The following is a 26716-nucleotide window of genomic DNA, read 5'->3' on the forward strand; positions in this document are numbered from 1 at the left end:
GCTCCCGTTCAAACCAGATCGTCCACGGCGATCCCAAGCGCATCCGCCAGCTTGACCAAAGTGCCCACAGATCCGCGGGCCGTGCCCGATTCGATATTGGCGATCTGGACCCGATTGACGCCGGACGCCACAGACAGCCGCTGCTGGGTCAGCCCGCGAAAGTCTCGCCATACGCGCAGCGGAGTTTCGCCCGCGATCAGGCGGCGTGCGATTTCGGCAGGAACCTGTTCATCCTCGCCGCGCGCCATCGCGGCCTTCGCCTGATCGAACGTGCGCAGATCGGCCAGCTCCTCAGCCGCGCGCCGCAGGTCGCGATATTCCTCGACCGGGATCGCAATCATCTCACCCATGGCCGTCTCCTGTCACTCATAAATGCCGCCGCGCGGACCAATAGCGAGGACGGCAAGGACCATGCCGTCTTCCATGATGATCCGCCAGTCACCCACCCGCAACCGAATAGCGCTGCGCCCCTGCAATGCCGTGACATTGTTCGCCTGCGCGGCGGGATCAGCGGCGTAAGCGTCTACTTTGGCGATGATCCGTTGGGCCGTGTTGCGGGGCATGCGACGCAGCACCTTGATCGCGGACCGGCTGTACGTGACGGGCATCATGGCTGCGCGTTATGTAGCCTCTCGCTACATTGTAGTCAAGCACTACATTTGGGCTGTCGATGCCCTTCAAAACGCGAGCGAACCCGTGTATCGGGCGCGCCATGCAATCCACCGCGTCCCCAAAGACCTACCGGGTCAAGAGCTTCGGCTGCCAGATGAACGTCTATGACGGCGAGCGGATGGCCGAGTTGCTGGCCGGCGAAGGCATCACCCCTGCGCCCGAGGGGCAGCAAGCCGATCTGGTGGTGCTCAACACTTGCCACATCCGCGAAAAGGCGGCGGAAAAGGTCTATTCCGACATCGGCCGAATCGTGAAGGACTGGGATCGCGCCGATGGCTCCAGTCCGCTGATCGCGGTGGCCGGATGTGTCGCCCAGGCCGAGGGCGAGGAGATCATGGCACGCGCGCCGGCGGTCAGGATGGTGGTGGGGCCACAGGCCTATCATCGCCTGCCGCAGATGATTCGCGATGCCAGCGCCGGCCGCCGGGTGACCGATACCGACATGCCGGCGATCCCCAAGTTCGACGCGCTGCCGGCACGGCGCAAGGTGGGGCCGACCGCCTTCCTCACCGTGCAGGAAGGCTGCGACAAGTTCTGCACCTATTGCGTCGTCCCCTACACGCGCGGTGCCGAGGTTTCGCGCCCGCACGCGGCGCTGGTCGATGAAGCGAAGAAGCTGGTCGACGCCGGCGCGCGCGAGATCACGCTGCTCGGCCAGAACGTCAACGCCTGGACCGGCGATAACGCCAAGGGCCGGCGGATCGGGCTGGACGGGCTGATCCGCGAACTGGCGGAAATCCCTGATCTGGCGCGCATCCGCTATACCACCAGCCACCCCAACGACATGACCGACGGGCTGATCGCTGCCCATGGCGATGTCGAAAAGCTGATGCCGTTCCTGCATCTTCCGGTGCAGGCCGGGAATGACCGGGTGCTGCGGGCGATGAACCGCAGCCACAGTGTCGACAGCTATCTCGCCATCCTCGACAAAGTGCGCGCAGTCCGCCCGGATATCGCGCTTTCGGGCGATTTCATCGTCGGCTTCCCCGGCGAGACCGACGCCGAGTTCGAGGACACCCTGCGGCTGGTCGATCGCGTCGGCTATGCCCAGTGCTTCAGCTTCAAGTATTCCCCGCGCCCCGGCACCCCCGCCGCCGAGATGTCAGGCCAGATCGCGGCCGAAGTGATGGATGAACGGCTGCAGCGCCTGCAGACCGCGCTGAACCGCCACCAGATGGCGTTCAACGAAGCCAGCGTAGGCCGCGCCTGCTCAGTCCTCGTCGAGCGCAAGGGCAAGCACGAAGGCCAGTGGCTGGGCAAATCGCCCTGGCTGCAATCAGTCCACTTTACCGCCGACGTGGCGGTTGGCGATCTGGTGGCGGTGACATTGGACGCGGCCGGGCCCAATTCGATCAGCGCGAGCGTGCGTTCAGGGACCTGAGTACATACCCCCCGGCTGATGCTCATGCACGCCCTCCCGTTCACGACCGGGCCGGACGGGGTGGGCCGCCCCCCTCAGTCAGTCGGCATCTCGAAGCGGATGGCGTAGTGGCGCGGGTGGACCGGCACCGCGTAGCCAAGCCGGCCGAACACGGTGTTGACGCCGTCTTCCTGCGAATAGAGGGTGCCGCGCGTTCCCGAGAAGCTGGACAGTGGCTGATCGACCATCGCGTAGGACAGCGTCCCGCCACCGGCCGCCGGATCCTGATCGAGCGTGACGCGCACCGTATCCGTGCCCAGGATGGCGACCGAAGCGATGGCTATCACGCCGGTTGCATCCTCAAACCGGAAACCTTCGCTTTCGGTGGCAGGCACCCGGTCGCGATCGAACTGCAGGCCGGAACCGCGCACGTTGAAGCGCACGTCGATGATCCGGCCCACGCGCGTTACCGACAACGGCCAGACCGGCTGATAGACCTCGCCGCGCCGCACGGATTCCATCGCCAGCGCCGCCAGATCGGCGAACATCATCCGCGATTCGGTGGTGTAATGATGCTGGTCCGACATCGCGCCCTGATAGAGTGGCCCGATCAGGGTGACCCCGTGGCCCAGCCTTTCGCGCGCCACGGTCCATTGCGCCTGCGCCGCCTCGGTCGCCGGCCCTTTCGCGGTGGCCCCGGCGGTCTGCCGGATCATGAATTCGGGCGGGCGGGTCTGCCCGGTGATGGCCATGATGGCACCCTGCACCGCATCGATCAGTTTGCGCAGATCGTCGGCATAGCCCGCAGTGCTGTTCTCGCCCTGGGTCCAGATCAGCGCGCGCACTTCGAAGCCGCGCCCGTACCGCTGCGCCGCCGCTTTGGCCTGCCTGACGTTTTCCATCAGCACCTGATACGTCGACCGCCCCGGCATGAACGACAGGATGGACTGGCCCGCAGCGGATACGGTGAACTGGTAGATGCCCGCCGGCGACCGGCCCGCGTCGCGCGCCGCCCGTTCGGCGGCGAAACTGTCCAGCGCCCCCGGCAATGTGCCGCTGGTCGGTATCGAAGCCAGCGACACGAACGAATCAGCGGCAGCGGGCCGCGGGGTGGCGAGCTGCCACTCGGGACCGCTGGTCAGCATCACCACCGTGCGGGGAAACATCACGCCAAGCTTGTCCGGTTCGGAAAGCCCTGCGCCGGTGGCGTTCGATTGCCCATAGCCAAGGATCGCCTCGACCGGGCCGGAACTTTCGGCCAGCCAGCCGCTGGTCCCGCCCAATTGGCGCGCCCGGTAGCGCGTGCCGTCGGGATCGGTGAACGTCGCCAGCCAATCGGCGCCGACCGCCTGGACATCGGTGCCGGAGCCGAGGTCAGACGGTCCCGGTGTAGGAGTTTCCGTGGGGGTGGGTGTAGGGCTGGGTGTGGGAGTGGGAGTGGACCCGCCATCCGATCCGCCGCATCCGGAAAGGCACAATGCCCCTGCCACTGCCAGCATCGCCCCCACGCGCAAACCACTGGCGGACTTGCGCCAACCGACCAATCGCATCCGAAATCCCCACACCGCGTCCGGCACCATGCCTGACCCGGTATGGGTAGAAGCAATCCGGCGGACCGGACATATATCGGCCCGCCGGACAACTTCCAGCAAAACGATGGGTGCCGGAGAGCTTTTGCCCCGGCACCCGTCGAATGCGGTTCAATTACCAGAAGAAGCCGCTGTAAACCTGCGCGACCCGGCCGGTGTGGACGTTCACCAGCACCACGTCATTGCCGTAACGGATCCAGCGATGATTACGGACCGGGGCGGGCAGGCGGTAGCGGCTATAGTCGCTCACCCAATAGCGGTTGCCGTAATAGGCCGAGCTGAACCGGTGGCCTACCGCAACCGGACGGTAGCTATATCCACGCGGGCCGACATAGGCGGGACGGCGATAGGTATCGCGGTGCGCCTTGCGATAATCGCGCCAGTCTTCGCGCACTTCCTGACGGGCCTGGCGCACGTCGCGGCGTTCCTCGCGGACATCCTGGCGGCTGCCGTGGCGCTGGGCCTGCCGCAGATCGCGCTGTTCTTCGCGCAGGTCGCGCTGCGACTGGCGCACTTCGCGGGCGCTCTGGGCCGAAGCGATTTCCGGCGCCATCGCGACCGGGACAAGGAAGCTTGCCGCGAGGGCGGCCGTGATGATCTTGCGCATGGGTCTTTCCTCCATTCATCGCCCACCGGGATGGGGCGGGCCGTCGATAGAGACCTTCTGACCCTCATCCGCTGAACCAGCCGGGAACCGGGCTGACAGTTTCGGGTCATAAGTGTCGTTACCCGGCGACAAATGCGCAGGGTCTGCAACATGTTCCGTGGTTATCCCCCGCCTGCTCGCCCGTGAGGTGCGTTGGCCTTGCATGCTGCGCTGCACCGTTCCATCTATGGAGAAGCGCGAAGCCCAGTTTCGCCTGAAAGGAGCGCATGGCCCGAAAAGCTGCCCGTGCCGATCATGATCCGGCACAGTTTCGTCCCGACAAGCTTCGTCGGGCACGTATCGAGGTGGAGTTCGAGGAACCCACGCTTCTGGGCGCGGTGTTCGGGCAGTTCGACAGCAATCTGGTGCAGGTGGAAAACCGGCTCGGCGTCTATATCGCGGCGCGCGGCAACCGCATCCAGATCGAAGGCCCGGAGGATGCCGTGGCCCGTGCGCGGGATACCCTGAAAGGCATGTACCAGCGGCTGGAACGCGGGCAGGACCTTGATTCCGGCGCGATCGAATCGCTGATTTCGATGTCGGCCGAACCCACGCTGGAAGGCATCATCGCCGGCGATGGCGGCGCCCCGCCGATCATGATCCGCACCCGCAAGAAAACGATCGTGCCGCGTTCCGCCGCGCAGATCGAATATATGCGCGCGCTGGCCAAGAACGATCTGATCTTCGCGCTCGGCCCGGCGGGCACCGGCAAGACCTATATCGCCGTGGCGCAGGCGGTCAGCCAGTTGATGACCGGCTCGGTCCAGCGCCTGATCCTGTCGCGCCCGGCGGTGGAGGCCGGCGAAAAGCTGGGCTTCCTGCCCGGCGACATGAAGGACAAGGTCGATCCCTATCTGCGCCCGCTTTATGACGCGCTGTACGATTGCATGCCGCCCGAACAGGTCGAGCGTCGGCTGGAAAGCGGCGAGATCGAGGTTGCGCCGATCGCCTTCATGCGCGGTCGCACGCTGGCCGATGCCTTCGTCATCCTCGACGAAGCGCAGAACACCACGCGCGAACAGATGAAGATGTTCCTCACCCGCTTCGGCCAGAACAGCCGGATGGTGGTCTGCGGGGACCCGCGCCAGGTTGATATTCCGGGGGGCGACAAGATGAGCGGGCTGGCCGATGCTGTCGGTCGGCTCGAAGGGGTCGAGAACATCGCCGTCGCGCGGTTCACCGCCGCCGATGTGGTGCGCCACCCGATCGTCGGCAGGATCGTCGAGGCTTACGAGGGCCCCGAGGCCTGACGCGGCCCGCCGTCGACAAGTCCGTCCCAGGATAGCAGCACCACCATGGACCTCGAAATCGACATCGAAGCGCCGTGGCCCGCCGCGACCGACTGGGCTGACCTTGCCGGACGTGCACTGGAAGCGCTGGCGCAAGTCGCGCCGGAACTGGGCCAGGAGCGGTTGATCGCCAGCCTGCTGTTCACGTCGGACGCTGAGGTCCACACCCTCAACCGCGAGTGGCGCGGCAAGGACAAGCCGACCAATGTGCTGTCCTTTCCCATGCTGGAACGCGATGATCTGCTTGATCTCAGCGATCGAGGCCCGCCCGAGATGCTCGGCGATATCGCCCTCGCCTTCGAGACCTGCGCGCGCGAGGCGGCGGAAAAAGGCGTGTCGATCGAACACCATGCCGCGCACCTGATCGTCCACGGGCTGCTGCACCTTGCTGGATACGATCATGAGACCGGCGAAGCGGAGGCCGAGGCAATGGAAGCCCTCGAAACAAAGGCTCTTGCGATTTGTGGCATTGCCGACCCATATGGGGACCGCAATCAGGCTTCAGGGGAATAGACGTTCGATGGCCGAAAATGGCCGCAGCACCGAGCCCGGCTCGGGAGAAGGGGACAGTAGCGGCTCGCTGTGGCGCATCGTGCGCCGGCTGTTCCACGCCGAAGGCGACCAGACGCTCCGTTCTCAGCTTGAGGACGTCATCAACGAGCACGAGGGCGACGGCGAGGCCGGCGGCGCTTCGGGCGGCGACCTGTCGCCGCTGGAACGCCAGATGCTGCGCAACCTCCTGCACTTCAGCGAACACGATGCCGATGACGTGGCGGTGCCGCGCAAGCAGATCATCGCCGTGCCCGCTGCCGCCAGTTGGGACGCGGTGATCGAGGCTTTTGCCGAGCATGGCCACAGCCGCATGCCGGTCTATGGCGATTCGCTCGACGAGATCCGGGGGATGATCCACATCAAGGATGTCTTCCCGATCCTCGCCGGGCATGCCGCCCCCCCGGAAGACTGGACCATCCTGTTGCGTCAGCCGCTCTATGTGCCGCAATCGCGCGGCGCGCTGGATGTCCTCGCCGACATGCGGGCCCAGCGCATTCACCTGGCGGTGGTGATCGACGAATATTCCGGCACGGACGGGATCATCACCATCGAGGACCTCGTCGAGGAGATCGTCGGCGAGATCGAGGACGAGCACGACGACGCCCCCGAGGAATTGCTTGTGCCGCGCGAACACGGCATATGGGACGCCGATGCCCGCGCCGAACTGGACGATGTGGCGGACCGGATCGATCCGCGCCTCGCCGAAGTCGAGGAATCGGTCGATACGCTGGGCGGCCTCGCCTTCGTGCTGGCCGGACAGGTCCCCGAAGTCGGTGCCCTGCTCGAACACGGCAGCGGCTGGCGCATCGAAGTCACCGAAGGCAATGAACGACATGTAACCCGGCTCCGGCTTCATCCTCCGCTAAGGGTGGGCGAGCCAGAGTCCGCCTGAGCCGAACGCGGCCACCGGCCGAACACCTTGAGAAAAGAAGTCCCGAACCCTTGCCAGTCCGCCGTCTCCCCCCCCTTCGCGCGCTCGAAGCCTTCGTCCGCGTCGTCCGCCTGGGCTCCGCCAAGGCGGCGGCGAACGAACTGGCGCTGTCGCCCTCGGCGCTGTCGCGCCGCGTCGCCGCGCTGGAGGAATTCACCGGCAAGCGGCTGTTCACCCGCCAGCATCAGGCGATGAAGCTGACCGACGAGGGCCAGGCGTTCTACACCGCCATTGCCCCCAAGCTGGAGGAGCTGGCCGAAGCAGTAGAGGCGCAAGTCGATCGTGGCCAGGTCCTGCGGCTGCATCTGGGCACCCCGCCGCTGTTCGCCAGCCAGCGTATGTTTCCGCGCCTGCCCGAACTGCGCAAGCTGCACCCGCGCCTGCACATCGACGTCGATACCGCCCCCCATTTCGAAGAGCGTGTGGGCGATACGCTGGATGCAGCGATCATGCTTTCGAAGGAGCCGGACCCCTCGTTTTATCAACTCCGGCTCGATCGCAACAAGGTCTACGCCATCGTCTCCAAGGAACTGGCGCGCGAGATCGGCGAGGCGCCGGACGAGTCGGTGCTGTCGAAGCAGACGTTCATCGTTCACAGTGACCTGCCCGAAAGCCTTGAGGCTTGGAAGGCAGCGATCGGCCTGCCCAAGCTGGAACCCGCAGCAGTCGACCGCCTCGATTCGGGCCAGCTCACGCTGGAAGCGGCCGCGCAGGGCCTCGGCATCGCCATCATGCACGACGACCACTTGCGCCGCTCGCACGACGACCGGCTGGCCCGGCTCTACGATATCGATGTCGACAGCCCCTACAGCTACTGGTTCATCTGCAAGCCCAAGGCGCTGGAATCGCGCCCGGTGCGCATTTTCCACGAGTGGCTGATGCAGGCCGGGCTATAGACCCCGCGCCCGCCCTGCCGGGCGGGCTACCACGCTATTCCGCCGCCGTCAGGATCAGCTCAGCCTCTGGCCGGGCGGTCAATGCTATGGCGGGGGCGGCTTCGGCACCGCCCGGCTTGAGCGTGCCGGCAAGCTGCGCGCCCAGCTCCATGGTCAGCGTTTCATAGGACACGTCGCCCTCGATCCGGGCGGTGGCGAGGATCACCACGTCGCGGGCGGTCACGATGCCGCGCAGGGTGCCGGCCAGCCGCACCGTCTCGGCGCGCACAGTGCCGATGATCGTGCTCCGTTCGCCCTGGACCAGGCCATGGCAGGCGACATCGCCTTCGATCCGGCCTTCGACGTGAATATCGGCATCGGCGCGGATATCGCCGGTGATGGCCGTATCCGGGCCGAGCATCGAAAACGAGGATGCGCCGCGCGGCGCACCCGATTGCCGGGCCATCTTATCCGACCTGCTGCTGAACACGGCGCGCTGCCTCCAGGAACGGGCGCGGGTTGACCGGCCGGTCGTTGATGCGCACTTCGAAGTGCAGGTGCGATCCCGTCGAACGTCCGGTGCTGCCCATCGCCGCGATCGCGGTCCCGGCATCGACTTCCTGGCCGACGAGGGCACCGAAGCGCGAAAGGTGGGCGTAGCGGGTCATCAGGCCGTTGCCGTGATCGATCTCGATGCAGTTGCCGTAGCCCTGCTTCTGGCCGACGAAGCTGACGCGGCCCTTGGCGGCGGCGTAGATCGGCGAGCCCATCGGGCCGGGAAAATCGAGCCCGGCGTGGAATGCCGCGCCGCCGGTGAACGGATCGGCGCGGTACCCATAGCTGGACGAGACATAAGCGACATGCGCCGGGCTCACCTGCGGGATCGATTCAAGGCCGTTTTCCAGCGCATCCATCCGCGCCAGGCTGGCACCGAGTCGCTGGAACCGCGAATCGAGCGAACCGTCGCTGCCGGTGGCAAGGCGCAGGAACGGGCCGCCCTCGGCGCGGGCATTGCCCATAATCATCGCGTTGGGATTAAGGCCGAGGCGGCGGATCGAGGCCATCGCCATCTGCGAGCGGCGGTCGGCATAACGGGTCAGCCGTTCGACGAAGGCAAGCTGATCGGCTTCGATGCGCGCAAGCTTGCCCGCTTCGGGCAGCGCCATGCTGACCTTCTTGACCGTCTGCGCGGCTTCACCGCTGCTGTCGGAGACGGTTTCGCCCTGCTGCTTGTCCTTGGGCAGATCGCCGATGTGGGCTTCGACCATCTGTTCGATGAATTGCTGGCGGCGGGCCAGGTCGCTGGCTACCGAATCGATGCCTTCGCGGTATTGGGCAACGCGGCTTTCGGCGGTGGTCACCTTGGCCTCGCGATCGAGCAGCGCGGCCTGTTCACTGGTGGCGCTGAGCCGGGCGAAGGCCATCGTGCCCATCGCCCCGGTCCAGACTACGCCGAGGCCCGCGACCAGACACACCGCAGAAAGCTGCAGCCGGCTGGAAATCCGGATGAATCGGACTTGCCCCTGCGAGCGCATGATGAGCTCGCGGTCCGGAAACGCGGCCTTCAGGCGCGCGACCAAAGCCCCCGCAGATGGTAACTTCAAAACGACCCCGTATGTCCGTGAGTTTATGTACCCGTCCCGAGGCGGCGCGGTAGCAGCAGGGGGGAGGCGTGGCGAATCGACTCCTCGCGCGAATCTGGCAAAACACGACGAATCGAGACCGGACGGCGATGAGCCGAGGGAGCCCGGCCAAGGTTACGCGAATCGATTGAAATTGCCCGCCCCGCGCACCCAAGCCCGGTGTTGCGGTGACATTTGTGTCAGGTGGTGGTAGGCGCGGCGGATGACCGTCGAAACCCTTCTCTCCGCCGCCACGCCGGTCGAAGCCGGCACCAGCGATCCTGCCGCGCTGGTCGAGGCGATGGCCCTTGCCGGCCGTGCTGCCCAGCGCGATCTGGCGCGGTTGAGCGATGACCAAAAGGCAACTGCCCTGCGCGCCGCCGCCGCCGCCTTGCGCGCCGCCGCGCCGCAGATTCTGGAAGCCAATGCCCGCGATATCGCCGCCGGTGAAGCCAACGGCCTGACCCCGGCGCTGCTTGACCGGTTGCGGCTGGACGCCGGGCGGCTGGCGGGCATCGCCGATGCCATCGACCAGGTGGCCGGCCTGCCCGATCCGGTGGGGGAAGTGATCGCCACCAGCGAACGGCCGAACGGCCTGCGCCTCAGCCGCGTGCGCATTCCCATCGGGCTGATCGGCATCATCTACGAAAGCCGCCCGAACGTCACCGCCGATGCCGCCGCGCTGTGCCTGCGATCGGGCAACGCGGTGCTGTTGCGCGGCGGCAGCGAGGCGGTCCATTCGAACCGGGCGATCCTGGCGGCGATGGTATCCGGGCTGACCGCCGCCGGCGTGCCCGAAGCGGCAGTGCAACTGGTGCCGACGCAGGACCGCGCCGTGGTGGGCGCGATGCTGACGGCGGCGGGGCTGATCGACATGATCGTGCCGCGCGGCGGCAAAAGCCTGGTGGCGCGGGTGCAGGCCGATGCGCGGGTGCCGGTGCTCGCGCACCTCGATGGCATCTGCCACACCTACATCCACGAAAGCGCCGATCCGGCGATGGCCAAGGCGCTGGCGCTGAACGCCAAGTTGCGCCGCACCGGCATCTGCGGGGCGATGGAGACGCTGCTCCTTGACGCGCGGTTCCCGGCTTCGGGCGATGTCGTGGCGGCGCTGCTCGATGGCGGCTGCGAAGTGCGCGGCGATGCCCGGGCGCAGGCGCTCGATCCGCGCATTGCCCCCGCCAGCGCCGAGGACTGGGACACCGAATACCTTGATGCGATCCTGTCGGTCGCGGTGGTGGACGGACTGGACGTCGCGCTCGATCACATCGCCGCGCATTCTTCGGCCCATACCGACGCCATCGTCACCGCTGACGATGCGGTGGCCGAGCGGTTCCTGGCCGAAGTGGACAGCGCGATCGTTATGGTCAACGCCTCCAGCCAGTTCGCCGATGGCGGCGAATTCGGCCTTGGCGCGGAGATCGGCATCGCTACCGGCCGGCTGCACGCCCGCGGCCCGGTCGCGCTCGAAGGGCTGACGACGTACAAGTGGCTGGTGCGCGGGACCGGTCAGGCTCGGCCCTGACCAAGGCTGCGTCCGATCGCCCGGCGCGATCCGGGCGCTGGCTGACCGGCCTGATGGGCGGCAGCTTCAACCCTGCGCACGCCGGACACCGCCATGTCTCGCTGGCGGCGCTCGCTGCGCTGGGGCTGGACGAGGTGTGGTGGCTGGTCTCTCCCGGCAATCCGCTCAAGCCGGTGGCGGGCATGGCCCCCCTGCCCGCGCGCTTCGCATCGGCCCGGCGGCAGGCCCGCCGCGCGCCGATCCGGGTGACCGCGATCGAGCGGGAACTGGGCACGCGCTTTACCGTCGACACGCTGCGGGCGCTGGTGCGGCGCTATCCCCGGCGGCGCTTCGTATGGCTGATGGGGGCGGACAATCTCGCCCAGTTGCACCGCTGGAAGGACTGGCGGACGATCGCCCGGACGATGCCGATTGCGGTCATCGCGCGTCCGGGCTATGATGCTGCTGCCTACGCGAGCCCCGCGATGGCCTGGCTGGGTCGCTACCGGATGCCCCAGTCCAGCCTGAACCATCCGGATAAGCGGAGCGCGCCTGCGCTGGTGACATTGCGATTCGACCCCGATACGCGGTCGGCCACGGCTCTACGCCGGGCAGACCCCGACTGGGCTCGCGGACTCATATCAGGGTCTTTGCGCGCGGGGTCTTTACGCGATGGTGTCACGCACAACCCCATCACGGCATCCACCGAAATCGGATCGGTCCAACTCGGTTCGGTAGCGTGAGCGGGCTTACCAGCCAGATCAGCACGCCTTCCCCAACACGCAGCATGATCGCACGCGGATCGTCCGGGCACCTCGGGGTGGGGCCCGGCCCTGATGCGTTCGATCCCCGAAAGGAGCACATAATAACCTGATGCCACAGGCACAGATAGATCCGGCCAGTACCGGCACCACACCTCCCGCCAGCCCGGTTGCGGACGATCCGCAACTGGCGCTGATCCTGCAATCGCTTGACGACGATCAGGCGCAGGACATCGTGACCATCGATCTCCAGGGTAAATCGAGCATTGCCGATACCATGGTGATCGCCAGCGGCCGGTCCACGCGGCAGGTTGCGGCCATGGCCCAGAAGCTGGGCGAACGCCTCAAACGCGGCGGCTTCGGCGGCCCGCGCATCGAAGGCCTGCCGGCGGCAGACTGGGTGCTGGTCGATGGCGGCAGCGTCGTCGTCCACCTGTTCCGCCCCGAAGTGCGCAGCTTCTACAACCTGGAACGGATGTGGGGCTTCGGCGAAGGCGCTGCCGGCGCGGCGTGATGCCGCGATAGACCCGGCCGAAAGGTTCGGCCGGTCAGGGAAAGGATGAACCGCGCGAGGGTCTGCCCTCCTTGCGCGAAAGGCCCATGCTGCTGCACATCATCGCCCGCGGAAAGATCGCCCGGTCGCCCGAGGAAGCGCTGCTCGATCGCTATGCCCGGCGCATCACCTGGCCCTTCCGCCATACCGAACTGCCCGACACCGGCGGCAAGGTGCCGCCGCCTTCACAGACCCCGGTGCGCGAAGTGCTGCTGGACGAACGCGGCAAGGCGCTGTCCTCGGAAGAGTTCGCCGCCCTGCTCGGCCGCTGGCGCGACGAGGGCGTGCGCGAATGCCGCTTCCTGATCGGCGCGGCGGACGGCCACGGCGATGAAGCGCGCGCGAAGGCAGACCTTCTGCTGTGCTTCGGCCAGATGACCTGGCCCCACCTGATGGCCCGCGCGATGCTCGCCGAACAGCTCTGGCGCGCGACGAGCATCCTGGCGGGGCATCCGTATCATCGGGCGGGATAATTTATAGTGTCAACCTACCGTCACAGCGCGTCTCGCGGTGACCAAGCTGCCGCATCCAGCGCCTTGATGCGATTCACAAATACGCGGTAAAGTTCGTTCAGCCGTTCAGCGAGCCAAGCGTGTTGACGGGACCAGTCAGCTTGGTCCTCCGGGTCCGAATCGTTGAGGGGCAGGGAGATGCGAGTATCCCTACCTTCTGGTAGTTCCTCCCATTGCAGCGAATAGCCCAACGCGGATTCGATTTGCGACTTCTGCTCATGCAGCAGGTGGAAGAAAGCTTTTGAATCCGCATTGGAAATGTAGATCTCGGCTCGGATCTGCCGCTTCGGCCGAGACATCGATGCATTGAGCCCAAAGCCGCTCCGACCGATGGAATATGACATCCAGGATTGGGGCTGTGCTTTGCGTTCGCGAGCCAACGGGCCAGCTTGGGCCTTGAGGACGCCGCCCAGCGCGTCCCAGTAAGCCAGTTGAAGAGCCTTTGTGCTCGTGAGTTCTGTCTCGTCGATCGCGCGAGCAGCCTGAGTGACGAGCTTATTCCAGTTATTCGGCTTGGATACGATGTTGAATCGCGGCGCGGCGGGCGATTCGCCGATCCGCCACAGTTCCACTTCGACACCGAAAAACCGAAAAGTTTCGTCCGTAATGCGGTTCAGCCAGTCGAGCGTCGATCGATGCTCCTCGGTGAAGCGCGCGGCTATCCAGACGATCGTTACGGCCTCCAAGCCCGATGCGTACGTCAGCAACTGTCCGAGATGGCCGTGATCGGTGCGTTCCAGTTGGTTTTCGATGAGAACCCACGCATTCGTTCCAATATCCTTGCACAAAATATCGGCGCGAAAGGGGCCGACAGCTTTTTCCTGCGCTTCCAGTTCCAGCTCAAGCCCGAGCGTCTCGCCAAGGGTCAGGAGGTTCTCCTCGCGTGCAAGCCATGGCGTGAAATGTGACGATTCGCTCATCCAGATGTCGCGAAGTTCAACCTTCATCAGCTTGCCGAGATCATAATCGCTCATTTCGCCCCCCTGAAAACCATCTTAGCGGATCGCCCTACATCAGCCCCAGCCGTGACAAATCGCGCACCAGCCCTGCCGGCATCGCTTCGCCCGCCGTCTCGCCATCGAGATCGGCGGGGGCGTCGGCGGCGCTGAGGTAGCGCCAGCCTTGGTGGGCGCGCTTCGGGCGGGGCATTACGGGGATCAGCACCGGCTCCAGATGGATGTGCCAGCGGCCATCCTCGCGCTGGGTGAAACGGCGGATCGGCGAGCGGCCGACAAGCGCGTGCTCGTGGATCCAGTAGAGCGAGCCGCCCACCATCTCCTCGTGCCGCTTGGGCAGGTAGCGCGTGGTCATCAGCGCATCGCCGGCTCCATGGCTTTCCAGCCAGTCGCGCAAGTCCGCCACGCTGGTGGCGGAGAAGGCGATCTTGGTCATGTGGAGCGGGGCGGCGTCGGTCATCGCCGCCAAGGTAGGGTGCGCGGGCGGCTCACGCCAGACCGGTCAGCACCGCCAGGCCGAGGAACGAGAAGAAGCCCATCGTGTCGGTGGCCGTGGTCACGAACACGGCGGACGAGACCGCCGGATCGACCCGGAACCGGTCGAGCGTGACGGGGACGAGGATACCCGCGAGGCCCGCCGTCAGGTTGTTGACCACCATCGCCGTGCCGATCACCGCACCCAGCAACGGGTTACTGAACAGCAGCCAGGTGCCGCCACCGATCAGCGCGCCAAGGGCAAAGCCGTTGGCCATCGCGATGCGCAGCTCGCGGAAGATCATGCGCCAGGTGTTCGAATCAGTGAGCTGGTTGGTCGCCAGCGCGCGCACCACCACCGCCAGTGTCTGCGTGCCGGCATTGCCGCCCATCCCTGAGACGATCGGCATCAGCACCGCCAGCAGCGCGAACTTCGCGATCGCGCCCTGGAACAGGCCGACCACGCTGGAAGCCAGGATCGCGGTGCCGAGGTTGACGACCAGCCACGACAGGCGGGTGCGCACCGTCATCAGGATCGGCTCGTTGATGTCGCCATCGCCGGCACCGGACAGGCGCAGGATATCCTCGCTCGCCTCTTCCTGGATGATGTGGACGATATCGTCGACGGTGATCTGGCCGATCAGCCGCCCGGCCTCGTCCACCACCGCGGCCGAGATCAGCGCGTACTTCTGGAAGCGCAGCGCGATCTCTTCCTGGTCCATGGTGGCCGGGATCAGCGTCTGGTCGCGCACCATCACATCATGGAGCGGGATGTTGCGCGGGGTGCGCAGGATCCACGAGAGCGCGCAGGTGCCGATCGGCCGGTGCATCGGATCGACGATGAACACTTCCCAGAACTCGGTCGGCAGTTCGCGGTGTTCGCGCAGGAAATCGATGAGATCGCCCACCGTCATCGTCTCGTGGACGGCGACGAATTCGCGGCTCATCAGGCGGCCGGCGGTTTCCTCCGGATAGGACAGCGCGGCTTCGATCGCGGCGCGGTCTTCCGGGTCCAGCTCGGCCAGCACCGCCTGCTGCTCGTCGTGATCGAGATCCTCGATCATGGCGACGGCGTCGTCGGTATCAAGCTGTTCGGCGATATCGGCAACGACGTCGGCCGGCAGCGCCTCGACGAGCGCCTCGCGGACCCAGTCGTTCAGCTCGGCGATGACCTCCACGCCCATGAGATCGCTGATGGCACGGGCCATGCGCGGGCGTTCATCCTCGTCGAGCAGCTCGAACAGGTCGGCGATGTCGGCCGGGTGGAGCTTTTCGCACAAGGCATAGACGCGCGCGCCATCGTCCTCGTCGATGGCGTCCTTGACCGCGCGGACGAACTCGGGCTTCAGCCGGTTGTCCTGGTCCAAACTCTCGGATTCCGGCGATTCCACAGCCGCGTCGGGCATGGGCTCGTGCAGGCCGGGATCGAGGTCGGGTTCGCTCATCATGGCCGGTCTACGCGCCTCCTTCGCAATTGCAACCTGTGCCGCCGGCCGGGCGTGACATTATCGGCGGCATGCTTATATCGGGGCGCGGATGCCCAAGGCGCGGGGCCGGACAGACCGGTTGCGCGGCACATATGGAGACGTTTCGATGGCCGATGAATTCCTCACCCTCACCCTCGATACCGGCAACGGTGAAGGCGGCGACGTCAAGATCAAGCTGCGCCCCGACCTTGCGCCCGGCCATGTCGAGCGGATCAAGGAGCTGGTCGGCGAAGGCTTCTATGACGGCATCAAGTTCCACCGCGTGATCCCGGGCTTCATGGCCCAGGGCGGCTGCCCCAACGGCACCGGCACCGGCGGTTCGGACAAGCCCGACCTGCAGGCCGAATTCAACGCCGAGCCCCACGTGCGCGGCGTCTGCTCGATGGCGCGCACCAGCTACCCGCACTCGGCCAACAGCCAGTTCTTCATCTGCTTCGACGACGCCAGCTTCCTCGACAAGCAGTACACCGTGTGGGGCCAGGTGGTCGAAGGCATGGACCACGTCGATGCCCTGCCCAAGGGCGAGCCGCCGCGCGCGCCGGGCAAGATCGTCAAGGCGACCGTCTCGGCCTGATCCGGCAGGAGCGCGGTGCTTGCTCCGCGCTTCGTGTGTCCACTAATGCAACCTCACGGGACCGGCGTGCGTTTCGCACCCGGTTCCGGGCAGGCAGCGGCCCGGTCAACAGGGATGATCGGGTATGATGGTGAGAGTGATCGTGGCAGCGCTGGTCTGCCTTGCCGGGCTTTCGGGCTGTGCCGGCACCATCCCCGATCTCACCCAGGCGCGCGGCCCCTGCATTGACCGCCCCGGCGGCTGGTGCGACTTCACCCGCCAACTTGCCGCCGATTCCTACGCTTACGCCGAAATGGCGACAAACGCCTATTGCGACGATGCACGCGATTTTACTCTTCCGCCGGGTTATGTCGAAGTGCGCCGCGAACCGTCACAGGAACTGTGCCGGCTGGAACGGCGGGCGGATGCGGGCGACAAGGCGGCGCGGTCACAGCTCAAGGCAGAACGCGCGGCGTGGAAGGCGGCGCATCCCGACGCCCCGCCGCTGCACGGCTTTGCCTATGTGGTCTATGACCGCAAGGACGCGGCCGGAGCGCTGGTCGAACGGATCATCGCCTTTCGCGGCACTGACGGCTTCGACTTCGCCGACTGGATCCACGGCAATTTCGGCAAGGCTCAACTGGCGATGGGCCAGAAGCTCTACGAGGACGAACTGGCGCGGCTCAAGGCGGATGGCCATGGCGGGGTGCCTGTGCGGGTGACAGGGCATTCGCTAGGCGGGGCGATCGCCCTCCAGGTCTCGGTCACCTACCCCGGCGTCGATGCCTATGTCTTCAACCCTTCGCCCAACTATGATTTCGAGCCGGGCCTGCCGAACAACCGGCGCGTGGCGGTGATCGAGCGCGGGGAATTCCTTCAGGAGTTCCGCAAGCGCAAGATGCCCGCGCGGCAGGAACTGCTGGTACTGAGCTGCAACCCGGCCAAGAACGCGATCAGCGCCCACTCGATCCGTCGCCTTGCCGAATGCCTGATCTGGATCGCCGCGCGCGAGACGGCCGGGGCCAAGGAAGCGCTCAAGCTGAACGCCATCACCGAGCCGCCCCAAGGCGAAATCGCCAACCAGCGCTGGGGGCTCGATCCCGAACCCGAACCGCTGCCTGACCCCCAAGGCGAAGCCGATGCCGCCAAGGCAGACGCGCTCAAGGCGGCGATCACGGGGAATAGCGCGAAGTAGGCGGTTATCCGGGGCGAGTCAGTATCCCGGCAGCATGGAAGCCTCAAACAGCCCCGCCCAGGCATTCCGCCCGCAGCGCCTTGCGATCAAGCTTCCCCACCATCGTGTGCGGCAGGCTTTCGCGCAGCACCACGCTGTCCACCCGCTCGTGCTTGCCAAGCCGGCCGTTGAGCCAGATCGTCAGTTCGGTGGCGGAAACGGCGCTGTCGGGGGCAAGGACGGCATAAGCGCGCGGCAGTTCGCCGTGATAGGCATCGGGCACGCCCAGCACCGCCGCCTCGCGCACCGCCGGATGGCCGAGCAGCACTTCCTCGACCTGGCTGGGGAAGACCTTGAACCCGCCGACGGCGATCATGTCCTTGATCCGGTCGACGATGCGGACGAACCCGTCTTCGTCGATCACGCCGACATCGCCGGTGCGCAGCCAGCGGCCGTCGGCGCGGTCGACGAAGACTTGCGCGGCGGCGTCGGGGCGGTTCCAGTAGCCCTGCATGACTTGCGGCCCGCGCACCGCCAGTTCGCCCGGCTCGCCGGCAGCAGCTTCGCTTGTCGGGTCGTCCTTGTCGAGCAGGCACAGGTCGGTGGAGGGCAACGGCTGGCCGATGCTGCCGTCAGGCCCGCTGCCGTCGAACGGGCTGCACGCCGCCACGCCGGCGCATTCGGTAAGGCCATAGCCTTCGACGATGCGCACCCCGGTCTGCGCCAGGAACGCCTCGCGCACCGGCTGAGGCAGCGGCGCGCCGCCCGAGATGCAGGTGGTGATCGACGAGAAATCGGTGCGGCCGATGTCCGGGCTGGCCATCAGCGCCTGGAACATCGTCGGCACGCCGGGCAGCGTCGTCGGCCGGACGCGCCGGATCAGGGCCAGGACCTGTTCGGCCTGGAAGCGCGGCAGCATCGCGATCAGCCCGCCGTTGAACACGGTGCGGTTCAGCACGCAGGCATTGGCGAAGATGTGGAACAGCGGCAGCACGCCCACCATCACATCGCGCTCGTGCGCATGGGGATCGACCGCCTCGACCTGCCGCGCATTGGCCGAGAGGTTCTGGTGCGACAGCATCGCGCCCTTGGGCCGCCCGGTGGTGCCGCCGGTATATTGCAGCATCGCCAGATCGATCAGCGGATCGATCGCCACCGGCCGGGGATCGCCTGGCAGCAGCAACCGCGCCCAGTCCAATACGGCCGGATCGCGCGGCAGCGGCGAGAGCCGCCCGGTGCCCGGCAGTCGCACCGCCAGCCCCTGCCAGAACGGCAGCATCCGCGCCAGCCGGGCGACGACCAGCCACTCAAGCCCGGTGCGCCGACGCACTTCCTCGGCCGAGGGCAGGAGTTGCGGAACATCGAGCGTGACCAGCAGCCGCGCGCCGGAATCAACGACTTGCGCGGCGAGTTCATCGCAGGTGTAGAGCGGCGAGAAGTTGACCACCGTCACCCCCGCCATCAGCGCTCCGAAATAGGCCGGCAGGTACACCGGGACGTTGGGCAGGTAGAGCCCGATCCGGTCCCCCTTGCCCAGCCCCAGCGACTGCAGCCCGGCAGCGAACTGCCGCGCTTCGGCCCCGACTTGCGCATAAGTGAAAGTGCGGCCGAGAAAATCGATCAGCGCCCGGTCCGCGTAGTCGGCCAGACTGCGCGCGAACAGCTCCGGCATCGATAGCGGAGCGAACTGCTCTTCCCAATGGCCGGGGTGCCTGTAGCCCTCCCGCCAGGCCCGTGGGCCCATCCTCTCGTCCATGCCGGCAGTGTGCATCCTGCGACACAGACAGACAAGCGAAACTCGCGAGGCCGGCGCGGATATGAAAACGGCGGAGCGTCATAGCGCCCCGCCGTTTGCATGCCGGCGAGCGGAGGCTGCGGCTTAGCGGCCGTTCTCCTGCGCCTCTGCTGCGCGCTTGGCTTCGAGCCAGGCGGCAACTTCGGCTTCCTGCGCGGCTTCGTTGGCGGCGCGCACGGTGGCCTCGCGCTCGGCGCGCAGTTCCTCGATCAGCGCCTCGCGATCATCGACCAGGCTGTCATCCGCGCCCGCTTCCTCGGTGATCCCCGCCTTGCGCGCCGCCTTGGCGACGATCGCGTCAAGCTCGCGCTGCGAGCACAGGCCCAGGGTGACCGGGTCCTTGGGAGTGATGTTCGCAATGTTCCAGTGCGAACGATCGCGGATCGCGGCGATGGTGTTGCGGGTGGTGCCGATCAGCTTGCCGATCTGCGCATCCGACACCTCGGCGTGGTTGCGCAGGATCCAGGCAATGCCGTCCGGCTTGTCCTGGCGCTTGGACACCGGCGTGTAGCGCGGACCCTTGGTACGGCTGGAGGTGACCGGAACCTTGAACATCTTGAGCTTGTATTCCGGATTCGCCTGGCCGCGCTCGATCTCGTCCATGGTCAGTTCGCCCGAGCGCACGGGATCGCGGCCGGTGTATTTGCTGGACGCCAGATCATCGGCCATCGCTTGCACTTCAAGGATGTGCAAACCGCAGAATTCCGCGATCTGCTCGAACGTGAGACCGGTATTGTCAACCAGCCACGAGGCGGTCGCATGCGGCATCAGCGGAGTGGGCTGGCTCATTCTCTATCTCCGGCGGAAACAATAAGGGCCGCCCCTTCGCGGAGCGGCCGTCTGCGGCGCGATGTAGGGAAATTTTGCGGTTCCGGCAAGTATCCGGCGCGGAAAAGACGCTCACGCCGCCACGCCGACCGGCATGGGCGGCCGGCAGCAGGTTCGTGCAGCTCTTCGATGCCGCTATCCCGAACCAACGGTTGATGGCGCATATACAGCGGATGTCTGGGTCTGTTCGCCCGAAGGAAGAGAATTTGGGTCACGCGGAGACGCGGAGGCGCAGAGGTATTGCGCTTGCCGCCACCCCGCTATCCTTGCCGGATGACGCGTTTGGCGCTCGGCTGAAATGGGAAGCAAGACTGCGTCGCGGAGCGACACCTCTGCGCCTCCGCGCCTCCGCGTGAAACTCAGTTTTCTTCCTGCGGTGCTAAGGCGGCCTTCATAGCCCACCCTCCTTCAACTCATCGCCACGAACCCCGGCAGCTTACCCAGCCGCGCCAGCCACCTGCCGATCGCCGGATAGTCACCCAGCGCGAAGCCGCCCTGCCCGCTCGCGCTGGTGTAGGGATAGAGCACGATGTCGGCGAGGGTAGCCCCATCGCCGACGAACCAGTCGCGCGTTGCCAGATGCTCATCCATCAGCGCCAGCGCGGCATCCCCGGCGGCGCGCTTGGCGGCAAGCTGGCCGCGCTGCGCTTCGGACAGGTTGTCCTCGCCCAGGATGTGCAGCCAGTAGCGCAGCGTGGCGACGTTGGGTTCGTGGTTGTACTGTTCGAAGAACATCCAGCGCAGCATGTCGGCGCGGGCAAAGCGATCTGCCGGGACCAGCGCGGTGCCATCGGCCAGATACCAGCACGCGGCGTTGCTTTCGGGCAGGAACCGGTCATCCACCTGCAGCACCGGGATGCGCCCGTTGGCGTTGACCGTGGCGAGAAATTCGGGCGTGCGCGTCTCGCCACGGGTGATGTCGTACTGCACCCGCTCCAGCGGCAGGCCGAGAAGCGCGGCGGTGAGGACGATCTTGTGGCAGTTGCCGCTGCAGGGATCTTCGTGAAGGACCAGCCGCTGCGTCATCCGCGTGCCACTTCCAGCACGATCTTGCCGACGTGATCGCCGGCTTCCATTCGCCGGTGCGCATCGGCCGCGCGGTCCAGCGGAAAGGCGGCGTCCATCACCGGGCGCAAGGCCCCGTCCGCCACCAGCGGCCAGACCTGATCGGCGATCTCCTGCGCCAGCAGCGCCTTGAAGGTATCCGAGCGGGGCCGCAGCGTCGATCCGGTCAGCGTGTAGCGCCGGGTCATGACCACGGCCATGTTAATCTCTGCCCTGGCACCGCCCTGCACCGCGATCGTCACATGGCGGCCGTCCATCGCCAGACACCTGAGATTGCGCGCGACATAATCGCCCGCCACCATGTCGAGCACGAGGTTGACCCCTTCGCCGCCGGTCAGCCGGGCCACCTCCTCGACGAAATCGGTCGCGCGGTAATCGATCGCATGGGCCGCACCCAGTTCCAGCGCGCGGGCACACTTTTCGGGCGATCCGCAGGTAACGATCACGGTCAGCCCGAACAGCCGGCCAAGCAGGATCGCCATCGTGCCGATGCCGCTGGTGCCCCCATGCACGAGGATCGTTTCGCCATCGCTGGCCCAGCCGCGTTCGAACACGTTGTGCCACACGGTGAACAGCGATTCGGGCAAGGCAGCGGCCTGGTCCATCGGCAATCCCGGCGGGACCGGCAGGCAGTGATCGGCGCGGGCAAGGCAATATTGCGCATAGCCGCCGCCCGACACCAGCGCGCAGACCTTCTGCCCCGGGAACCAGCCATCCACCCCTTCGCCCAGACGCACCACAGTGCCCGAGACTTCCAGCCCCGGTATCGGCGAAGCCCCCGGCGGTGGGGGGTATTTGCCTTCACGCTGCACGACATCGGGCCGGTTGACCCCGGCGTGGGAAACCCGGATCAGAACTTCCCCCGGTCCCGGCTGCGGCACCGCCAGTTCCACCGGTTGCAGGACTTCGGGCCCGCCCGGTTGGGCGAAGCCTATCGCGATCATGCGGGCAGGAAGGTTAGCTGACATGCCCGCACCCTGCCACAGAGCCCCGGCAGAGGGTAACCTTTTTCAACGTATTGACATCATGCATTTCGCGTCCGATGCTGCACTGCAATGGACGACGACGATCGACCGCGGCTGCGGTTGTCCGAAGGCCACTTCGGAGCTGCCAGCCTTCTCGCCGGTGAGAGCCTGGACGGCTATTCGCTGGACGAACTCGATGCCCGCATCGAACTCCTCCGTGCAGAGATCACCCGCATAGCCGCCCATCGCGACAAGTCGGCCAGCCATATGGTGGCCGCTCAAGCCTTGTTCAGGCCCAAATCCTCATGACGGCGCGGAACCTCCGGAACAGCAACCTCGCAAGCTTCCGGAGCGTTCCTATATCGGTTTGCAAAGCACGTGCCGTTCACACCTGCTCCCAACCCCGAACTCCCCCGCAAGGAGAGTCCTTCTCGAAGATGAAAGTGTCCTAGATGCCCAGTTTCGCCCAGAGCCTCGAAAAGACCTTGCACGCTGCCCTGACGCACGCGTCGGAGCGCAGCCATGAATACGCGACGCTCGAGCATCTCCTGCTCGCGCTGATCGACGATCCGGACGCGGCGCAGGTCATGCAGGCCTGCGGCGTCGACCTGGGTGACCTGGGCGACGTGGTGCGCCAGTACCTCGATCAGGAATATCAGTCGCTCAAGACCGAGCAGAAGGGCGATCCCGCCCCCACCGCCGGGTTCCAGCGGGTGATCCAGCGCGCCATCCTCCACGTCCAGTCATCCGGCAAGGATACCGTGACCGGGGCCAACGTGCTGGTCGCGCTGTTCTCCGAACGCGACAGCTACGCCGTCTACTTCCTCCAGCAGCAGGACATGAGCCGGCTGGATGCGGTGTCCTATATCAGCCACGGCATCGGCAAGGGCGGCAAGCGCATCGAGGACCGTTCGGCCAAGGGTGCCGAAGAGGAAAAGCCTGCGCCTGAGGAAAAGGCCGAAACCAAGAGCAGCGCCAACAAGAAGGACAGCGCGCTCGACCAGTTCTGCGTCAACCTCAACGAAAAGGCGCTGGTCGGCAAGGTCGATCCGCTGATCGGCCGCGGCCCGGAAGTGGATCGCACGATCCAGATCCTGTGCCGCCGGTCGAAGAACAACCCGCTCTATGTGGGTGATCCCGGCGTCGGCAAGACCGCGATCGCCGAAGGCCTGGCGCGCAAGATCGTCGAAGGCGAAGTGCCCGAAGTGCTGGCCGAAGCGGTGATCTATTCGCTCGACATGGGCAGCCTGCTGGCCGGCACCCGCTATCGCGGCGATTTCGAGGAGCGGCTGAAGCAGGTCGTCTCCGAACTCGAAAAGATGCCGCACGCGATCCTGTTCATCGACGAGATCCACACCGTGATCGGTGCCGGCGCGACCAGCGGCGGGGCGATGGACGCATCGAACCTGCTCAAGCCCGCGCTGTCGGGCGGCACCATCCGCTGCGTCGGCTCGACCACGTACAAGGAATTCCGCAACCACTTCGAAAAGGACCGTGCCCTGCTGCGCCGGTTCCAGAAGATCGACGTCAACGAGCCTTCGGTGGAAGATACGATCAAGATCCTCAAGGGCCTGCGCACGGCCTTCGAAGATCACCACAAGGTCAAGTACACCCCCGATGCGATCAAGACCGCGGTCGAGCTTTCGGCGCGCTACATCAATGACCGCAAGCTGCCCGACAAGGCGATCGACGTGATCGACGAAGTGGGCGCGATGCAGATGCTGGTGCCGCCCAGCCGTCGCAAGAAGACCATCACCGCCCGCGAGATCGAGCAGGTCATCGCGACGATGGCGCGCATCCCGCCCAAGTCGGTCAGCACTGATGACAAGAAGGCGCTGGAAAACCTGGAGCGCGATCTCAAGCGCGTGGTGTTCGGGCAGGACAAGGCGATCGAGGTGCTGTCCACCGCGATGAAGCTGTCCCGCGCGGGCCTGCGCGATCCGGACAAGCCGATCGGCTCGTTCCTGTTCTCCGGCCCGACCGGCGTGGGCAAGACCGAAGTCGCCAAGCAACTGGCCCAGATCATGGGCATCCCGATGCAGCGCTTCGACATGTCGGAATATATGGAGCGCCACTCCGTCAGCCGCCTGATCGGTGCCCCTCCGGGCTATGTCGGGTTCGATCAGGGCGGTCTGCTAACGGACGCCATCGACCAGCAGCCGCACTGCGTCCTGCTGCTCGACGAGATCGAGAAGGCGCATGCCGATCTCTACAACATCCTGCTGCAGGTGATGGATAACGGCCGGCTGACCGATCACCACGGAAAGACGGTGGACTTCCGCAACGTGGTCCTCATCATGACCACCAATGCAGGCGCTTCGGACATGACGCGCAACGGCATCGGCTTCGGCGATGTTTCCAAGGCCGACGCCGGCGAGGAAGCGGTGAAGAACCTCTTCACGCCGGAATTCCGCAACCGGCTCGATGCCATCGTGCCCTTCGCCTATCTGGCCAAGGAAACTATCAGCCGGGTGGTGGACAAGTTCATCCTCCAACTTGAACTGCAACTGGCCGATCAGAACGTCCACATCCAGTTCGATGGCGATGCCCGCGAATGGCTGGGCCATCGCGGCTATGACAAGCTCTACGGGGCCCGGCCGATGGCGCGGGTCATCCAGGAGAAGGTCAAGCAGCCGCTGGCGGAAGAACTGCTGTTCGGCAAGCTGGCGCACGGCGGCGAAGTGCACGTCTCGATCAAGGAAGACGCGCTGAACTTCGAGCTGACCCCGGCCGCTCCCAAGGTCTCCAAGACCAAAGCCAAGCCGAAGAAGGCCCCGGCCAAGCGGGCCAAGAAGGCCGGAACCCAGCCGGAAGCCAGCTCCGAGGACTGAGGCAGTACATTGGTCTGATCAAGATTAGGGGGGCGGAAAGCCCCCCTTTTTTCGTCAGCGGTGGATTACTGTCGCGTCAATCTTGTGCGCTGAAAGGAAATATGGCCGAGTAGCTGCCGGTCGCGTGACCAACCTAAGTCCAACCTCCGGGCACAGAATGCTTCCTTTGACCGCGGGAAGCAGCCGCATCCCGAAGGTGCCGGAACTGATCCGGCTTAGGACGTAGGAGGTGACGATGAGGCGAGTACACGTTCGCGCTTATCGCCGCTGGCGGTTCGAACGGTGGGAGAATGTGTGTCACCACACCCGCCGTTGGCCTAACCAGCTTTCGTTCAATTTCTAGTTCGATTTAACCAGGTCACGCGGCCACCCATGAGGCGACCACGACCGGAATCTTGCCGTAAGCGAATCGAAATTGCAATTAATCAGATTTGATAAATTTCGGCCGAGTCACGCCCACGAATCCGAAACAACCCTAGTTATGCACAGTTACAACAATCTATGGCCCGCAACTTCGAATGGATTCGGCCCGAGCCCTGGGGGATCCACATCGTCCCTGCCGATTGCTGGATAGACCCCGCGCGCAGCGTTGCGCGGGCGCTGGTTACCCATGGCCACGCCGACCATGCGCGGGGCGGCCACGGGGCCACAATCGCCACCCCCGAAACGCTGGCGATCATGAAATTGCGCTATGCCACGGACGAAGGCGCGATCCCTGCGCCTTATGACGCGCCGGTCGAGATCGGCGGCGGGGTTACCGCTACGTTCGTGCCAGCCGGCCATGTCCTGGGATCAGCACAAATCCTGTTGCAGCACGGCGGCGAGCGCGTTGTCGTGACCGGGGACTTCAAGCGCCGGCCCGATCCCACCTGCGCCCCGTTCGCGGTAACGCCCTGCGATTTGTTCATCACCGAGGCGACGTTCGGCTTGCCGGTGTTCCGCCATCCGCCGGTGGAGCGCGAGATAGGCCGGCTGCTGGACCGCCTTGCCGCCGAACCGGCGCGCTGCGTGCTGGTCGGTGCCTATGCGCTGGGCAAGGCGCAGCGGGTGATCGCCGAGCTGCGCCGCGCCGGCCATGCCCTTCCGATCTACCTCCACGGCGCGATGGAGCGGATGTGCCGGCTCTACGAGGATCTGGGCGCCGATCTGGGCGTGCTGCTGCCGGTCAGTGAAACGCCCAGGGATGCGCTGGTCGGGGCCATCGTCATCGCCCCGCCCTCTGCGTTGAATGATCGCTGGAGCCGCCGCCTGCCCGATCCCGTCACCGCGATGGCCTCAGGCTGGATGCAGGTCCGCCAGCGCGCCCGCCAGCGCATGGTCGAACTGCCCCTGATCATCTCCGACCATGCCGACTGGGACGAGCTGACCACCACCATCGCCGAGGTCAACCCCGCCGAAACCTGGATCACCCACGGCCGCGAGGAAGCGCTGCTGCGCTGGTGCCAGCTCACCCAACGCAGCGCCCGCGCTCTGGCGTTGGTAGGCTACGAGGACGAGGATGACTGAAGGTCACACCAGGGCGCGGCGGTGCCGGGAAGCGCAAGAGGACATGCGACGAAGTCGCCTTTTCCCTGCCACGAAGCGATTTACGCAAAGCCAGCGCGAGGAAGATCGCCTGCGGAGCGGCGCGACACCTTTGCGCCTCTGCGCCTCTGCGCGAATCCATTCTTTCTCCTCCGCGTCTCCGCGCCTCCGCGTGCAATCCATGCTCCACGCGCGGGC

General features: G+C 66.0%; 27 protein-coding genes. 14 read left to right on the forward strand and 13 right to left on the reverse strand.

From position 1 onward, the window contains the following. Positions 1-8: 8 nt before the first annotated feature. Together IE122_RS09875 and IE122_RS09880 are read right to left on the reverse strand one after the other, a co-directional pair. Positions 9-350, reverse strand: a complete 342-nt coding sequence (locus IE122_RS09875) for a helix-turn-helix domain-containing protein (protein WP_189621006.1) — start codon at positions 348-350, stop codon at positions 9-11. A gap of 12 nt (positions 351-362) precedes the next feature. Then, positions 363-611, reverse strand: a complete 249-nt coding sequence (locus tag IE122_RS09880; RefSeq protein WP_189621007.1) for a type II toxin-antitoxin system RelE family toxin — start codon at positions 609-611, stop codon at positions 363-365. An 89-nt stretch (positions 612-700) separates the two neighbouring features. On the opposite strand from IE122_RS09880, the gene miaB reads away from it, so the two are divergent. Beyond that, complete coding sequence (gene miaB / locus IE122_RS09885) at positions 701-2053, forward strand: tRNA (N6-isopentenyl adenosine(37)-C2)-methylthiotransferase MiaB (RefSeq protein ID WP_189621125.1); 1353 nt, start codon at positions 701-703, stop codon at positions 2051-2053. Between the two features lie 74 nt (positions 2054-2127). On the opposite strand, the gene IE122_RS09890 is transcribed toward miaB, so the two are convergent. Further along, complete coding sequence (locus IE122_RS09890; RefSeq protein ID WP_189621008.1) at positions 2128-3582, reverse strand: sialate O-acetylesterase; 1455 nt, start codon at positions 3580-3582, stop codon at positions 2128-2130. Between the two features lie 154 nt (positions 3583-3736). Further along, complete coding sequence (locus IE122_RS09895) at positions 3737-4228, reverse strand: RcnB family protein (RefSeq protein ID WP_189621009.1); 492 nt, start codon at positions 4226-4228, stop codon at positions 3737-3739. 266 nt (positions 4229-4494) lie between these two features. Between IE122_RS09895 and IE122_RS09900 the strand changes: the two genes are divergently transcribed. From IE122_RS09900 to IE122_RS09915, 4 genes are read left to right on the forward strand one after another with little or no spacing between them, the layout of a single operon-like run. Continuing rightward, entirely contained in the window at positions 4495-5517 is a 1023-nt protein-coding gene (locus IE122_RS09900; protein ID WP_189621010.1) for a PhoH family protein, read from the forward strand. A gap of 45 nt (positions 5518-5562) precedes the next feature. Continuing rightward, entirely contained in the window at positions 5563-6069 is a 507-nt protein-coding gene (gene ybeY, locus IE122_RS09905; RefSeq protein ID WP_189621011.1) for an rRNA maturation RNase YbeY, read from the forward strand. Between the two features lie 7 nt (positions 6070-6076). Continuing rightward, on the forward strand, positions 6077-7000 hold the full coding sequence (locus IE122_RS09910; protein WP_189621012.1) for a hemolysin family protein: 924 nt from the start codon (positions 6077-6079) through the stop codon (positions 6998-7000). A gap of 50 nt (positions 7001-7050) precedes the next feature. After that, the gene (locus tag IE122_RS09915) at positions 7051-7935 is read left to right on the forward strand and encodes a LysR substrate-binding domain-containing protein (RefSeq protein WP_189621013.1); all 885 of its coding nucleotides are present in this window, start codon (positions 7051-7053) and stop codon (positions 7933-7935) included. 34 nt (positions 7936-7969) lie between these two features. On the opposite strand, the gene IE122_RS09920 is transcribed toward IE122_RS09915, so the two are convergent. Beyond that, a complete protein-coding gene (locus tag IE122_RS09920) occupies positions 7970-8380 on the reverse strand; it encodes a bactofilin family protein (RefSeq protein ID WP_189621014.1) in 411 nt (136 codons plus the stop codon). 1 nt (position 8381) lies between these two features. Beyond that, positions 8382-9518 carry a M23 family metallopeptidase gene (locus IE122_RS09925; RefSeq protein ID WP_189621015.1) on the reverse strand — a complete coding sequence of 379 codons (1137 nt, stop codon included), beginning with the start codon at positions 9516-9518 and terminating at the stop codon, positions 8382-8384. Between the two features lie 241 nt (positions 9519-9759). On the opposite strand from IE122_RS09925, the gene IE122_RS09930 reads away from it, so the two are divergent. The 4 genes from IE122_RS09930 (at position 9760) to IE122_RS09945 (ending at position 12827) form a co-directional block, all read left to right on the forward strand. Further along, positions 9760-11061, forward strand: a complete 1302-nt coding sequence (locus IE122_RS09930) for a glutamate-5-semialdehyde dehydrogenase (RefSeq protein WP_189621016.1) — start codon at positions 9760-9762, stop codon at positions 11059-11061. Continuing rightward, positions 11025-11783 carry a nicotinate-nucleotide adenylyltransferase gene (locus tag IE122_RS09935; protein WP_189621017.1) on the forward strand — a complete coding sequence of 253 codons (759 nt, stop codon included), beginning with the start codon at positions 11025-11027 and terminating at the stop codon, positions 11781-11783. Before IE122_RS09930 ends, IE122_RS09935 begins: the two co-directional genes overlap by 37 nt. A gap of 130 nt (positions 11784-11913) precedes the next feature. Next, on the forward strand, positions 11914-12315 hold the full coding sequence (rsfS, locus tag IE122_RS09940) for a ribosome silencing factor (RefSeq protein WP_189621018.1): 402 nt from the start codon (positions 11914-11916) through the stop codon (positions 12313-12315). Positions 12316-12401: 86 nt separating this feature from the next. After that, positions 12402-12827 (forward strand): 23S rRNA (pseudouridine(1915)-N(3))-methyltransferase RlmH, encoded by a 426-nt coding sequence (locus IE122_RS09945; RefSeq protein ID WP_189621019.1) that lies wholly within the window; start codon positions 12402-12404, stop codon positions 12825-12827. 20 nt (positions 12828-12847) lie between these two features. On the opposite strand, the gene IE122_RS09950 is transcribed toward IE122_RS09945, so the two are convergent. Genes IE122_RS09950 through mgtE form a run of 3 tightly spaced genes read right to left on the reverse strand, consistent with a single transcriptional unit; the run spans position 12848 to position 15741 of the window. Then, a complete protein-coding gene (locus IE122_RS09950; RefSeq protein WP_189621020.1) occupies positions 12848-13840 on the reverse strand; it encodes a DUF4268 domain-containing protein in 993 nt (330 codons plus the stop codon). 34 nt (positions 13841-13874) lie between these two features. Continuing rightward, the gene (locus IE122_RS09955) at positions 13875-14282 is read right to left on the reverse strand and encodes a DUF1489 family protein (protein ID WP_189621021.1); all 408 of its coding nucleotides are present in this window, start codon (positions 14280-14282) and stop codon (positions 13875-13877) included. Between the two features lie 28 nt (positions 14283-14310). Beyond that, positions 14311-15741, reverse strand: a complete 1431-nt coding sequence (gene mgtE, locus IE122_RS09960) for a magnesium transporter (protein WP_189621022.1) — start codon at positions 15739-15741, stop codon at positions 14311-14313. Between the two features lie 148 nt (positions 15742-15889). Between mgtE and IE122_RS09965 the strand changes: the two genes are divergently transcribed. Both IE122_RS09965 and IE122_RS09970 read left to right on the forward strand, forming a co-directional pair. Continuing rightward, positions 15890-16357 carry a peptidylprolyl isomerase gene (locus IE122_RS09965; RefSeq protein ID WP_189621023.1) on the forward strand — a complete coding sequence of 156 codons (468 nt, stop codon included), beginning with the start codon at positions 15890-15892 and terminating at the stop codon, positions 16355-16357. A 124-nt stretch (positions 16358-16481) separates the two neighbouring features. Continuing rightward, positions 16482-17531, forward strand: coding sequence for a Tle-like phospholipase domain-containing protein (locus IE122_RS09970; RefSeq protein WP_189621024.1), 1050 nt, complete (start codon positions 16482-16484; stop codon positions 17529-17531). A 43-nt stretch (positions 17532-17574) separates the two neighbouring features. On the opposite strand, the gene IE122_RS09975 is transcribed toward IE122_RS09970, so the two are convergent. The 4 genes from IE122_RS09975 to IE122_RS09990 form a co-directional block, all read right to left on the reverse strand. After that, positions 17575-19266, reverse strand: coding sequence for a long-chain-fatty-acid--CoA ligase (locus IE122_RS09975; protein ID WP_189621025.1), 1692 nt, complete (start codon positions 19264-19266; stop codon positions 17575-17577). A 123-nt stretch (positions 19267-19389) separates the two neighbouring features. Beyond that, positions 19390-20094: a DUF1013 domain-containing protein gene (locus IE122_RS09980; protein WP_189621026.1), complete on the reverse strand. Its 705-nt coding sequence runs from the start codon at positions 20092-20094 to the stop codon at positions 19390-19392. A 447-nt stretch (positions 20095-20541) separates the two neighbouring features. Continuing rightward, positions 20542-21159: a glutathione S-transferase family protein gene (locus tag IE122_RS09985; RefSeq protein WP_189621027.1), complete on the reverse strand. Its 618-nt coding sequence runs from the start codon at positions 21157-21159 to the stop codon at positions 20542-20544. Next, positions 21156-22166: an NAD(P)H-quinone oxidoreductase gene (locus IE122_RS09990; protein ID WP_189621028.1), complete on the reverse strand. Its 1011-nt coding sequence runs from the start codon at positions 22164-22166 to the stop codon at positions 21156-21158. Before IE122_RS09990 ends, IE122_RS09985 begins: the two co-directional genes overlap by 4 nt. A gap of 87 nt (positions 22167-22253) precedes the next feature. Between IE122_RS09990 and IE122_RS09995 the strand changes: the two genes are divergently transcribed. The 3 genes from IE122_RS09995 (at position 22254) to IE122_RS10005 (ending at position 26500) form a co-directional block, all read left to right on the forward strand. Continuing rightward, positions 22254-22472: a DUF1192 domain-containing protein gene (locus IE122_RS09995; protein WP_189621029.1), complete on the forward strand. Its 219-nt coding sequence runs from the start codon at positions 22254-22256 to the stop codon at positions 22470-22472. Positions 22473-22615: 143 nt separating this feature from the next. After that, positions 22616-24994 carry an ATP-dependent Clp protease ATP-binding subunit ClpA gene (gene clpA / locus IE122_RS10000; RefSeq protein WP_189621030.1) on the forward strand — a complete coding sequence of 793 codons (2379 nt, stop codon included), beginning with the start codon at positions 22616-22618 and terminating at the stop codon, positions 24992-24994. A 501-nt stretch (positions 24995-25495) separates the two neighbouring features. Next, a complete protein-coding gene (locus IE122_RS10005) occupies positions 25496-26500 on the forward strand; it encodes a ligase-associated DNA damage response exonuclease (protein ID WP_189621031.1) in 1005 nt (334 codons plus the stop codon). Positions 26501-26716: the final 216 nt, after the last annotated feature.

The sequence above is a fragment of the Novosphingobium colocasiae genome (assembly GCF_014652555.1).
Taxonomy (GTDB): domain Bacteria; phylum Pseudomonadota; class Alphaproteobacteria; order Sphingomonadales; family Sphingomonadaceae; genus Novosphingobium; species Novosphingobium colocasiae.